Here is a 12,499-nt window from a genome sequence, read left to right on the forward strand (position 1 = left end):
TGAAATAAAACCGAAAAGTATGCAGACGGAGACAAGCGTGACTTCGAATCAATCGAATGCCGCCGCCGTGCGCGCGTTTCGCGTGCTCGAAACGCTCGCCGAGGCGAATCGCCCGCTCTCCATGACCGAGCTCGTCGATGCATTGGGTCTGCCCAAACAGACCGTGCATCGCATCCTGGTGCAGTTGATGGACGCATGGCTCGTCACGCGCGGCGCAAGCGACAAGCTTTATGAATGCTCGGCGCGCGTGCGTACGCTCGCCATCAACGTGCTGATGCACGCGGGTCCCGCTGCGGCGCGTCATGCGCTATTGGAACAGCTCGTCATGCGCGTCGGCGAAACATGCAATCTGACGATGCTCGCGGGCAACGACGTCGTCTATGTGGATCGCGTCGAAACGGGATGGCCGCTGCGCATGCATCTGCAGCCAGGTTCGCATGTGCCGTTGCATTGCTCCGCAAGCGGCAAGCTGCTGCTGAGCTTTTTGCCGAAGGATCGGCGCGAACGCATGATCGAACGCTTGCCGTTGCGTTCGTATTCGGAGCGCACGATCACCGATCGCGACGCACTGCGCAAGGAGCTCGCATTGACACGCCGCCGCATGCTCGCCATCAACAATCAGGAGCATTTGCAGGGACTCGTTGCGATCGCGGTGCCGGTGATGCTCGATCGCAATCGCGCGTGTGCGGCGATTGCGATTCAGGCGCCGGTGGGGCGCGTGGCGCTCGATCATGTGCTTGCGTTCGAACCCGATCTGCGCCGTGCTGCGGAAGAAACCGCGAAGACGTTCAAGGATTGAAGGCCGGTTTTCGATTCGGCAAACCGGCCTTTGCTTCAGTGCTTATCGTTCGCTGGTCTGGAGATGCCGCGTCGAATGATGTTCGTCTTCGACCTCGACTTCCTTGCGGCCGCGCTTGAACACGACATACGCGACGATCAGAATGCCGAGACTCGCGACGCCCAGCCACAGCGGCTTGCGTTGATCGGGAATGAAGGCCATCGCGACGAGAATCGCCATCATCCCGAAGATCGCGAGCCACGTGAGATAGGGAAATCCCCACATGCGTACGCGCAGGTCGCTTACTTCGAAGCTCGTCATACGGCCGCGCAAGCGCAGTTGCGAAAACGCGATCAGCAGATACACGAAGATCGCCACCGTGCCATACGAATTCACGAGGAACGCGAACACCGTATCCGGCGATACATACGACATCACCACCGACACATACCCGAACACCGTGCCGAGCAGAATGGCGCGCGTCGGCACGCCGCGCTTGTTGACCTTCGCGAGTCCGAGCGGCGCATCGCCGTGACGCGTCAACGCGAACAGCATGCGCGATGCCGCATAGAGGCCCGAGTTCAGCGCGGACAGCACGGCGGTGAGGACGATCGCGTTCATCACGTTGGCTGCGGCGGGCATGCCCATTACTTCGAGCGCGCTGACATAAGGCGTCGCCATCTGATGCGAATTCCACGGCACCAGCGCGACGACGAGCGCCACCGATCCGACATAGAACACGAGCACTCGCGTGATGACGGAATTAGTTGCCTTCGCAACTGCCTTCGCAGGCTCCTTCGCTTCGGCCGCCGCGATCGTGACGATTTCCGCGCCGAAGTAGAAGCCGGTCGCCGCGACCGCGCCCGTCATCACGGGCCCGATGCCCTTCGGCATGAAGCCGCCATGGCCGAGGAACGTCGCGGCGACATCGGTCGTGTGCATCGATGCGGGCCAGAAGCCGCAGACGTACAGGCCGCCGAGAAACAGGAACACGATGATCGCGCCGACCTTGATCGACGAAAACCAGAACTCGAATTCGCCATAACTGCCGACCGAAATGAGATTGGTCAGCGTGAGCACGACGAGCAACACGAGGCTGATCATCCATGCAGGCACATCCGGTATCCAGAACTGCACGAGCTTCGCGCCCGCGACTGCTTCGAGCGCGATCACGATGACCCAGAAGTACCAGTACATCCAGCCCGTCAGGAACCCGGCGAGACGGCCCGGCCCGCGCTGCGTCTTGAACGCGAGCCGCGCATATTCGTAGAACGAGCCGACGGCGGGCATCGCGCAGGCCATCTCGCCGAGCATACGCATGACGAGAACCACGAGGCCGCCCGTGATGAGAAACGAGAGAATCGCCGCGGGTCCGGCCTGCTGGATCACCACGCCGCTCCCGACGAATAGTCCGGCGCCTATGACGCCGCCCAATGCGATCATCGTCATGTGGCGCTGCTTGAGGCCACACTTGAGATCGCTCTGCTCCGTACTCGATTGCATGTCGTCTCCTGATTTGCTTGTACCGATTCGGCGCTCGCCCGCGGGTTCGTTGCCGGCGGGTCGAGACGTTCGTTCAATGACGCTTCAAAGCGCCGGACGATCCTTTCGATAGGCGTTCTTCACCGCGATCCTGCCATCGCTGAACGTGAAGACGTCCACCATGCGCGCCTCGATGCGCGAGCCGTCCGCCTTCGTGCCGCGAAACGTCGATTCCGATACGCCGCGATTGCCGCTCACGAAGTGCTCGCCGTCATTCCACGATGCATCGGGAAAGGTTTCCCACGCAAGCGTGAAGCCCTTGCGCACTTCGTCCCGGCCCTTGAACGTGCGGCCCAGCGCATCGGGTCCGGCCACGCCGTGAAAAACGCATTCGTCCGCCATGCAGTTCATCAGCGCGTCGATGTCGTGGCGGTTCCATGCATCGTTGAACGTCTGCAAGAGGCGAATGTAATCCTGATTCGTTTGTGTGCTCATGTGTCGATGTTTTCAGTGCGTTGCGAAAGAGACCAAAATGCGTTCAGCGCTTCTCGTCCTGCGTCAGATACTTGTGATACAGAAACCGTTGGCCGACGCGGCGGAACGGCGCGAAGCCTTTCCACTTCACCATGCCCATCACGTTCGGATATTCGAGCGCGGAGTCGTAGATCGGCAGATCGTCGCGGCTGTGCTGCCACTTTCCCGCGACGCGCTCGGCCATGCGCCGCCCCGCATGCGCGGAGAACGACACGCCGTTTCCGCCATAACCGACTGCATAAAAAATGCTCTGTTGCGGATCGGGTTGTGCGACGCGCGGCATCATGTCGTGACTCACATCGACCCAGCCCCACCACGAGTAATCGATGCGAATGCCTTTGAGCGATGGAAACTTGCGATGCAAGCCCTCGATGAGCACGTCCATATGGCGAGGGTTTGCCGCATCGGCGCCGGTGATCGCGCTGCGGCTGCCGATCTGCACGCGGTTATCCGGCAACAGCCGATAGTAGAAGCGCAGCGTGCGCGTATCGGTAATGACCTGGCGCGAGAGGAAATTGGTCGATGCGAGTTCTTCCTGCGTAAGCGGCCGCGTAACGAGCGAGTTCGAGAGTATCGGCATGATCTTCGCGGATAGCGCGCGATGCATGTCGTTGCGCGTATAGCCGCCGGTCGCGAACGCGATCGCCTTCGCGCGAATCACGCCGCGCGGCGTGCGGACATGATGCACGCCGCGAATCGTCTCGACGTTGAGGACCGGCGTGCCCGGATGCACCTTCACGCCGAGCGAGCGCGCCATACGCATATAGCCGAACGCGAGCTTCAACGGATGCACGCCGATGCCATCGGGCTCCAGCAGCGCGCCGCAATTCTCGCGATCGTCGACATACGATTGGGCGACTTCCTTCGCGCTCAGCATGCGCGCGTCGTAGCCGAATACGTCGCGCATCACTTTGCATTCGTTCGCGAGAAAGTCCATCTTGCGCGCGCGATGCGCGATGTACAGATGCCCGCCCGGCTGCGGATCGCATGTGAACTCGCCGATCAATTGCTTGAAGGTGTCGAAACCTTCGCGGATCTCGGCATCGAGCCTGAGCGCCGTCTGCTTGCCCCAGCGTTCGATCCATTGCGAGCGATAGAGGCGTCCGCTCGCGTTCTGCCCTTGCCCGCCGTTGCGGCTCGTGCAGCCCCATGCCGTGCGATTCGCATCGACGATGGTCGCGCGGATGCCATGTTCGCGCGCCAGAAAGAGCGCCGTCGAAAGGCCGGTGAATCCCGCGCCGACGATCAGCACGTCGACGTCGGCATCGCCGGGCAAGGGGCCGTCGTCTTCGGGCGGCTCGCCTGCGGTCGCGACCCAGTAGGTGGGCGCGTAATCCATCGGCTGACGGCCGATGGGCGAAACGAGCGGGTCGTAGAGCGGATCGTATGGGGCGCACGCGCCACGAAAGGCCGGCGCAACGTAGTCGAGAGTAGCCACCGATGACTCCTTGGAAAGTACCCTCATACTGCACCGAACTCGACGTACCGCTTAGAGCCACGCCGAAACCATCGTTAGTGCCAGGATGCCGCCGCCGCTGGCCCCTGCGATTGGTCGCGTCTGGCACTACGACGCGCGCTTTTTGTCTGGTCATACTGGGCCGAATCCCTTCTCTCTCGCACCGAATGTCTCGGGAGGCCAATGATCATGCGGAGTGACCCATGCCGAAGCGCTCTCAGGCATCGAAGGGCAAGCATTCATGCCTTCGAGTCATCTTCGCGCCGATCTGCGCAGCGTTGCCTTTCGCTCCGATGAGCGTTTCGATCGCCGCTTGCCCAAGGCCACGTGCGCGTCGATCGGCGATCGCCTCTTGCGCGCGAAGAGCATCGCGCGGCTCGTGATGGAACGTGTGCCGAGATTCACGTCGTCGGCAAGCGCTGGCAAGTCATGCCATGCCGCGATGTCGACGAAACCGCCATCGTCTTCATCGGCCTGTTCGAAAACGACGACATACATCGCGCGTTAAGTCGTGCGTCTGCGCCGCGCACCGAGCCATGCGGCGAGCTTCGCGAATAGCGTCATGTCCGGCGCAACGCTCAGATCCACTGCGAAGTGATGCCGATAGTACGTGCTCAAATCGAGGCCGACGCCAAGGCCGAGCACTTCCACAGCGCGCGATGCTTCGTGCTTCTCGACGACCTCTCTCAAGTGCTGATCGAGATAGTTCGGATCGTTGGCTTGCGCGGTCGCGCTGTCCATCGGGCTTCCATCGGAGATGACGACGAGGATGCGGCGCGCTTCGTCACGCGCGATGAGCCGCGAGCATGCCCAATCCACCGCTTCGCCGTCGATACCTTCGCGGAACAGATCGGCCTTGAATAGCGCCGCGATATCGCGTCGCCCGGCACGCCAGCCTGCATCCCCTTCCTTGAAAATCATGTTGCAGGCTTCGTTGAGCCGGCCCGGATACTTCGGCCGGCCCTTCGCGAGCCAGTCGAGCTTCGCGCGCCCGCCATTCCATGCGCCGGTCGTGAAGCCGAGCACTTCCGTCGTGACGCCCGCCATGCCAAGCGCTCGCACGAGCACGTCGATCATCACCGTGACCGGCTCGATGCTCGCCTTCATCGAGCCCGAGCAGTCGATGAGAAAGCCCACCGCACAGTCCGCGTGCGGACGTTCGCGCTCGCGTCTGAATACGCGCCGCTCATCCGGCGATGCCACCACTTGCGCGAGCCGCCGGCCGTCGATGCGCCCGTCTTCCTCGCCGAACGACCAGCCATCGCGACGCGGCACGGTGATGGACGCCTGCAACATGCGCGCGAGACGCGGCACGTTGATATGCCGCGCGGCAATCAGAGCGTCCAGCCGCTCGCGATATTCGCGCAACAACGCGGCCCGGATCAGCGTCGATGGGCGAACGGTCTTGTCGTAACGCGTGGTGAAGATGCGATACGCCTCGCCCGTCGCCTCGCGCGCGCTGCTGTCGCCACTCGCAGCGAGCGCCAGCCGTTCGAGTTCGCCATGTTCGTCGTCGGTATCGAACCAGGTGCCGAGCATGGTGCGCGCGGCATCTTCTTCTTCGTCGTCGGATGAATCGCTCTCGACGAACGTGTGCCGCACTTCCTGCACCATTTCGCCTATCGTTCGCGCGATTTCCAGCGCATGGACCGCATACGCGCGCTGGTCGTGACGATGGCGGCGCATGCCCGCAAGCGCATTGCCGAGCGATGGCGCGAGCGCCGCACGGGTCGCTTCGATGAGCCCTTCGGTTTCTTCGAGCACGGCGCGGCCCGAAAGACGCGACTGCGCCATTTGCGCGGCCGTGTAAATCAACAAGCCGATTTCGCTGTCGAGCAAGCCCGATTCGTAGCACGCGAGCGACCACGCATCGAAGCGATGCCGCACATTGCGCTTCACGCCTTCCATGCCGGAAGGCACGCGCGTTTCGCAGCGCAACTGTTCGAGCATGTCGAAGACCATGCGCGCGACGGGTTCACCGGGAGCGAGTTCGCGATGCAGCGCGGCATCCGAATGCGCGATGCGCAACGCGGACGCATCGGCCGCGCCGCGCGTCGAATCGGCGTCATCTTCCTCTCTGTGCTCGCCGCGCAAATGTGGCGCATGCAACGGCACCGGCCGCAGATGCCGATACAACTTGCCACCGCGGTAATGCAATGCGTCGTCGCCGGTCAGGGCTCGCACGGTGGCCGCGCACAGCGCATCGCGTCGCGCGCGTTCGCGCGAGTCGTTCATCGCGCCGACTCGTCGTGCCACTGCGATGGCGTATCGAGTTCCTCGCCGAACGCGCGCTGAAAATATTCCGCGACGATCGGCCGTTCCGCTTCATCGCATTTGTTCAGGAAAGTGAGACGCAGCGCGAGCTTCGTATCGCGGAAAACTTCGCGGTTTTCCGCCCAGCTAATGACGGTGCGCGGCGACATCAGCGTCGAAAGATCACCCGCCGCGAAGCCGCGCCGCGTGAGGCCCGCCATGCTCACCATCGAATCGACGAGCGCGCGGCCCGCGTCGTCATCGAGCTGCGGCACGCGCGCGAGCACGATGCGGGCCTCTTCCTCGCGCGACAGATAGTTGAGCGTCGCGACGACGTTCCAGCGATCGATCTGCGCGTGATTCAACATCTGCGTGCCGTGATACATGCCGTTCAGATTTCCGAGGCCGATCGTGTTGGTCGTCGCGAACAGCCGAAAAAAACGATGCGGCTGGATCACGCGGTTCTGGTCGAGCAGCGTAAAACTGCCGTCGCGTTCCAGAATTCGTTGAATCACGAACATCACGTCGGGACGGCCGGCGTCGTATTCGTCGAACACGAGCGCAACCGGCCGTTGCAGCGCCCAAGGCACGATGCCTTCCTGAAACTCGGTGATCTGCACGTCGTCGCGCACCACGATCGCGTCCTTGCCGACGAGATCGAGGCGGCTCACGTGGCCATCGAGATTGACGCGCATGCAAGGCCAGTTGAGCCGTGCCGCCACCTGTTCGATGTGAGTCGACTTGCCGGTGCCGTGCAGCCCCTGCACCATCACGCGCCGGTTGAATGCGAAGCCGGCGAGAATCGCCAGCGTGACCTCGGGATTGAAGCGGTACGCCTCGTCGATTTCCGGAACGTGCGGATCGCGCGTGCTGAACGCAGGAACGTCCAGATCGGTGTCGATTCCGAAAAGCGAGCGCACGGACACCTTCCGATCCGGCTCGTCCATCCATGTGTCGCGCATCATGAGGCTTCGTCTCCCGTAGCAGAGACTTCAGCATAGCAACTATTCTTTTTCGGAACAATTCATTTCGTTTATTTTTATCAAAACGGCGTATGAGGCGGCGATCGGCACCTCATTTAAAATAATGTCGACAAATTGATATGGAAATCATGCCGATGGACAAGCCCGACACGCCCACGCTGCGCGCCTTCGCGCTGCTGGAATATCTGGTCCAGGCGGGCAACCCCGTGTCGCTGACGGACATGGCCGACGACATGGGTATGCCGAAGCCTTCGCTGCATCGCATGCTCGCGTCGCTCGAAGCGGGCGGACTCGTGATTCGCGAGCCCGGCGACCGAAACGCGTATGTCGTCGGCCCGCGTCTCGCGCAACTCGGTCTCAACGTGATGACGCACGCGGGCGCACGGCGTTTGCGTCATGCGATCCTCACCCGGCTCGTCTCCGATCTCGGCGAGACCTGCAATCTGACGATGCTGCATGAAAACGAAGTGCTGTATCTGGATCGCGTGGAAGCGCCGTGGCCGCTCAGGCTCGACCTCAAGCCCGGCTCGCATGTACCCGTCTGGTGCAGCGCGAGCGGCAAGCTGCTACTCGCGCTGCAACCGCGCGAGGAACGCAATGCGCTCGTGCGCGCGATGAAACTCGAGCGCTACACCGCAAACACGATCACCGACACGGAAATGCTGGAAGCGGAATTGGACCGCATCGCGAAGAAGGGCGTGGCGATCGACAACGAGGAGTTCGTGCAGGGCATCGTGTGCGCGGCCGCGCCCATCGCCGACGCGCACGGCACATGTATCGCGGCGATCGCCGTTCACGCGCCTGTGTCGCGCACGCCGCTCTCGCGCGCGCTGGAAATGGTGCCGCGTCTGAAGGAAGCCGCGGTGGAGTTGGGCAAGACATTCTAAAGGCCCGTTCCGGATCAGCCGTATAAAAAAACGCAACCGGACGTTCTGAAAATCGTGGCGTCGCCGCCGCTTCCCGGCGTAAAGTAGTCGTAATCCGAAACCAACCGTTCCGTTTCCGATTCATGCGCGACGTCACACATCTCGATCCTTCCGAACACGCCGGCGATGAAGCACGGACGCTTCGCCCGCTTGCCGTGCTCGAACAACTGGCGGCCGCCGGCCACGCCTACACGCTGTCGCAACTGGCGGCGCGCGTACGCATTCCCAAGGCCACATTGCTCCGGCTGATCGATTCGCTCGAAGCGCAGGGCTATGTCACGCACATGCCCGACTCGCGCGGCACCGATCGCGGCATCGCGCTCGGGCCGCGCGCCGCCCAGCTTGCACTCGCCACGCTCGCCAACAATTCGTTCACGCGCGCATGCCGGTCGATCCTGCGCTCGCTCGTCGACGTGATCGGCGAAAGCTGCAATCTCACCGCGCTCGACGGCGATACCGTCCTTTACATCGAGCGCGTCGAAACGGCCGAGCCGCTGCGCTTGCACATGCAGGCCGGCATGCGCGTGCCGCTGCATTGCACGGCGAGCGGCAAGCTGTTTCTTTCGCAGATGCCGCTGGCCGAGCGCCGCCAGATTCTCGGACGCCTCACGCTCACCAAGAAGACGCATCGCACGCTGACTGACCGGTCGTTGCTCGAAGCCGAGCTCGACCGGCTCGCGGCGCGCGGGATCGGCATCGATAACGAGGAGTTCGTGCTCGGCATGGTCGCGGTCGCGGTGCCCATCACCGACGCCTCCACCGGGCGCGCGCTCGCGTGCCTCGCCGCGCATGCGCCGACCGCGCGCGCGAATCTGAACGATCTGCTGCAGGCGGTTCCGCAGTTGCGCGAAACCGCCGTGAAACTCGCAACGCTCATCGATACGTCCGACGGACTGACGCTCATGACGCGTCAACGCCCCGCCGCACGCTGACTCCGCTTTTCGCCGAACTTGCCGCCGAACTTCCCGCCGAAGCCCGCCGCACGGGCATCGGCGGCGATTCGCCCTTCTTTTGAACGACTTCATTCCGATTCTTTTAGAGACGAATCATTCCGTTTATTCGAAAAACAGGTTGACCGCGGAATCGGCCTGTCCTACGATGTCTTCACGATACGAATTCCGGAACCGAACGTTCCGTTTTATTTCACCCGGAGACATTCATGAGCGAGCACGACCAAGCACGTCCGTCCAAGACCACCCTCGCCGCCACCGGCGCGGCGCCCAGCGGTCCGCAGGCGATGACCCCGTCCGAAGCATTCGTCGAAACGCTCGCCGCCAATGGCGTGACCGAGATGTTCGGCATCATGGGTTCGGCATTCATGGACGCGATGGACATCTTCGCGCCCGCCGGCATCCGTCTCATTCCGGTCGTGCACGAGCAGGGCGCGGGTCATATGGCCGACGGCTATTCGCGCGTGTCCGGTCGTCACGGCGTCGTCATTGGTCAGAATGGTCCGGGCATCAGCAATGCGGTGACGGCCATCGCTGCGGCGTACTGGGCGCACAGCCCGGTCGTGATCGTCACGCCGGAAGCCGGCACGATGGGCATCGGCCTCGGCGGTTTCCAGGAAGCGAAGCAACTGCCGATGTTCCAGGAATTCACGAAGTATCAGGGCCACGTCACGCATCCGGCGCGGATGGCCGAATTCACCGCGCGCTGCTTCGATCGCGCGATGTCCGAAATGGGACCGACGCAGCTCAATATTCCGCGCGACTATTTTTACGGCCAGGTGAAGGTCGAGATTCCGAAGCCGCAGCGTCTCGATCGCGGCCCCGGTGGCGACCAGAGCCTGAACGAAGCGGCCGATCTGCTCGCGCAAGCGAAATTCCCCGTCATCATCTCGGGCGGCGGCGTGGTGATGTCCGATGCCATCGAAGAGTGCAAGGCGCTCGCGGAACGTCTGGGCGCGCCGGTCGTCAACAGCTATCTGCATAACGACTCGTTCCCGGCGAATCATCCGTTGTGGTGCGGCCCGCTCGGTTATCAAGGCTCGAAGGCGGCGATGAAGCTGCTCAGTCAGGCCGATGTCGTCATCGCGCTCGGTTCGCGCCTCGGACCGTTCGGCACGCTGCCGCAGCACGGTCTCGACTACTGGCCGAAGGAAGCGAAGGTCATCCAGATCGATGCGGATCACAAGATGCTCGGCCTCGTGAAGAAGATTTCCGTCGGCATTTGCGGCGATGCGAAGGCGACTGCCATCGCGCTCACGCAACGTCTCGCGGACCGCAAGCTCGATTGCGATGCGACGAAGGATGCCCGCGCGAAAACCATCGCTTCTGAAAAAGCCGCGTGGGAGAAGGAGCTCGACGAGTGGACGCACGAGCGCGATCCGTACAGCCTCGACATGATCGAAGAGCAGAAGGGCGAGAAGCCCTTCAGCGGCGGCCAATATCTGCATCCGCGTCAGGTGTTGCGCGAACTCGAAAAGGCGATGCCGGAAGACGTGATGGTCTCGACGGACATCGGCAACATCAACTCGGTCGCGAACAGCTATCTGCGCTTCAACAAACCGCGCAGCTTCTTCGCGGCGATGAGCTGGGGTAATTGCGGCTATGCGTTCCCGACGATCATCGGCGCGAAGGTCGCGGCGCCGCATCGTCCGGCCGTGTCGTATGCGGGCGATGGCGCGTGGGGCATGAGCCTGATGGAGACCATGACATGCGTGCGCCACAACATTCCGGTGACGGCCGTCGTCTTCCATAACCGTCAATGGGGCGCGGAGAAGAAGAATCAGGTGGACTTCTATAACCGCCGCTTCGTCGCGGGCGAGCTCGACAATCAAAGCTTCGCCGAGATCGCGAAGGCGATGGGCGCGGAAGGCATCGTCGTCGACAAGCTGGAGGATGTGGGCCCGGCGCTGAAGAAGGCCATCGATCTGCAGATGAATCATGGCAAGACGACGATCATCGAAATCATGTGCACGCGTGAGCTCGGCGATCCGTTCCGCCGCGATGCGCTCTCGAAGCCGGTACGCATGCTGGACAAGTACAAGGACTACGTCTAAGTCCTGCCTCACGCCGCTGCGCGCCCGCGCAGCGGCGTTTTCCGACCGACCATCGAGAGCCCGCCATGAAAGCCATGCATCGCATCATCGATCAGGCTCGCGACCTGCCGATGCGCGTCGTCCTCTCCGAAGCCGAAGACACGCGCGTCCTTCAGGCGGCGCAACGCGCGCACAGGGAAGGTATCGCGCGCATTGTGCTCGCGGGTGCGAAAGCGCGCGCGTATCAGGTCGCGGATGGCGCGGGCATCGATCTCGAAGGCATCGAGGTGATCGATCCTTCTCAATCATCGCTTGGCGAACGCTTTGCGGAAGAGCTTCTCGCGTTGCGCGAGAAAAAGGGCATGACGCCCGATCAGGCGCGCGCCGCCGTGCGCGATCCGCTGTGCTTCGCGAACCTCATGGTGCGTATGGGCGAGGCCGACGGATCGGTCTCCGGCGCGGTCAACACGACGGCGGATGTCGTGCGTAACGCGATTCAGATCATCGGCGTTCGCCCTTCATTCAAGCTCGTTTCCAGCTTCTTTCTGATGATGCTCTGCGAGCCCTTTCATACGATGAAAGGCGGCCTCGTCTTTTCCGATTGCGCGCTCGTCGTCGAGCCGAATGCGGAGCAACTCGCCGAAATCGCGATGGCCGCGGCCGACAGCGCACGCAGTCTGCTGATGGAAGACCCGCGCGTCGCGATGCTGTCGTTTTCGACGAGCGGCAGCGCGCATCATGCGGCCGTCGACAAGGTCATCGATGCGACGCGGCGCGTGAAGGAAGCGCGCCCCGGCCTCGCCATCGATGGCGACGTGCAGCTCGACGCCGCGATCGTCGCCGAAATCGCGATGCGCAAGGTGCATCACTCGCAGATCGAAGGACACGCCAACACGCTGATCTTCCCGAGTCTGGAAGCGGGCAACATCGGCTACAAGCTCGCGGAGCGCATCGGCGGTGCGAAGGCTATCGGCCCGTTGTTGCAAGGGCTGGCGAAGCCCGCCAACGATCTGTCGCGCGGCTGCAGCGCGGACGATATCTTTCACGTAATCGCCGTGACTTGCGTGCAGGCGCAGGCAGCGCGGCATCACCCGGCGTGAGCGC

General features: G+C 62.8%; 10 protein-coding genes. 5 read left to right on the plus strand and 5 right to left on the minus strand.

Going from position 1 to position 12,499, the window contains the following annotated elements; translation table 11 throughout:
- Nucleotides 1-19: 19 nt before the first annotated feature.
- The gene (locus BG60_RS00450) at nt 20-799 is read left to right on the plus strand and encodes an IclR family transcriptional regulator (RefSeq protein ID WP_174447703.1); all 780 of its coding nucleotides are present in this window, start codon (nt 20-22) and stop codon (nt 797-799) included.
- Nucleotides 800-841: 42 nt separating this feature from the next.
- Here BG60_RS00450 and BG60_RS00455 read toward each other — a convergent pair whose 3' ends face one another.
- The 5 genes from BG60_RS00455 to BG60_RS00480 all read right to left on the minus strand — a co-directional run bounded on the left by BG60_RS00455 (nt 842) and on the right by BG60_RS00480 (nt 7,468).
- Entirely contained in the window at nt 842-2,281 is a 1,440-nt protein-coding gene (locus BG60_RS00455) for an amino acid permease (protein WP_008346042.1), read from the minus strand.
- Nucleotides 2,282-2,365: 84 nt separating this feature from the next.
- The gene (locus BG60_RS00460; RefSeq protein WP_008346044.1) at nt 2,366-2,755 is read right to left on the minus strand and encodes a nuclear transport factor 2 family protein; all 390 of its coding nucleotides are present in this window, start codon (nt 2,753-2,755) and stop codon (nt 2,366-2,368) included.
- A 43-nt stretch (nt 2,756-2,798) separates the two neighbouring features.
- Nucleotides 2,799-4,232, minus strand: a complete 1,434-nt coding sequence (locus BG60_RS00465; RefSeq protein WP_008346045.1) for an NAD(P)/FAD-dependent oxidoreductase — start codon at nt 4,230-4,232, stop codon at nt 2,799-2,801.
- Between the two features lie 522 nt (nt 4,233-4,754).
- Complete coding sequence (locus BG60_RS00475) at nt 4,755-6,485, minus strand: cobaltochelatase CobT-related protein (RefSeq protein WP_008346049.1); 1,731 nt, start codon at nt 6,483-6,485, stop codon at nt 4,755-4,757.
- Nucleotides 6,482-7,468, minus strand: coding sequence for an AAA family ATPase (locus BG60_RS00480; RefSeq protein WP_008346051.1), 987 nt, complete (start codon nt 7,466-7,468; stop codon nt 6,482-6,484). The genes BG60_RS00475 and BG60_RS00480 overlap by 4 nt, the downstream gene beginning before the upstream one ends.
- Before the next feature lie 152 nt (nt 7,469-7,620).
- On the opposite strand from BG60_RS00480, the gene BG60_RS00485 reads away from it, so the two are divergent.
- The 4 genes from BG60_RS00485 to pta all read left to right on the plus strand — a co-directional run bounded on the left by BG60_RS00485 (nt 7,621) and on the right by pta (nt 12,495).
- Complete coding sequence (locus BG60_RS00485) at nt 7,621-8,373, plus strand: IclR family transcriptional regulator (RefSeq protein ID WP_008346053.1); 753 nt, start codon at nt 7,621-7,623, stop codon at nt 8,371-8,373.
- A 122-nt stretch (nt 8,374-8,495) separates the two neighbouring features.
- Complete coding sequence (locus BG60_RS00490; protein ID WP_008346055.1) at nt 8,496-9,344, plus strand: IclR family transcriptional regulator; 849 nt, start codon at nt 8,496-8,498, stop codon at nt 9,342-9,344.
- A 305-nt stretch (nt 9,345-9,649) separates the two neighbouring features.
- The gene (gene xsc, locus BG60_RS00495) at nt 9,650-11,416 is read left to right on the plus strand and encodes a sulfoacetaldehyde acetyltransferase (RefSeq protein WP_051078970.1); all 1,767 of its coding nucleotides are present in this window, start codon (nt 9,650-9,652) and stop codon (nt 11,414-11,416) included.
- A 65-nt stretch (nt 11,417-11,481) separates the two neighbouring features.
- Nucleotides 11,482-12,495, plus strand: coding sequence for a phosphate acetyltransferase (gene pta, locus BG60_RS00500; RefSeq protein WP_008346057.1), 1,014 nt, complete (start codon nt 11,482-11,484; stop codon nt 12,493-12,495).
- The last annotated feature ends 4 nt before the right edge of the window (nt 12,496-12,499 follow it).

Origin of the sequence: Caballeronia zhejiangensis (genome assembly GCF_000698575.1) — a bacterium.
Classification (GTDB): Bacteria; Pseudomonadota; Gammaproteobacteria; order Burkholderiales; family Burkholderiaceae; genus Caballeronia; species Caballeronia zhejiangensis.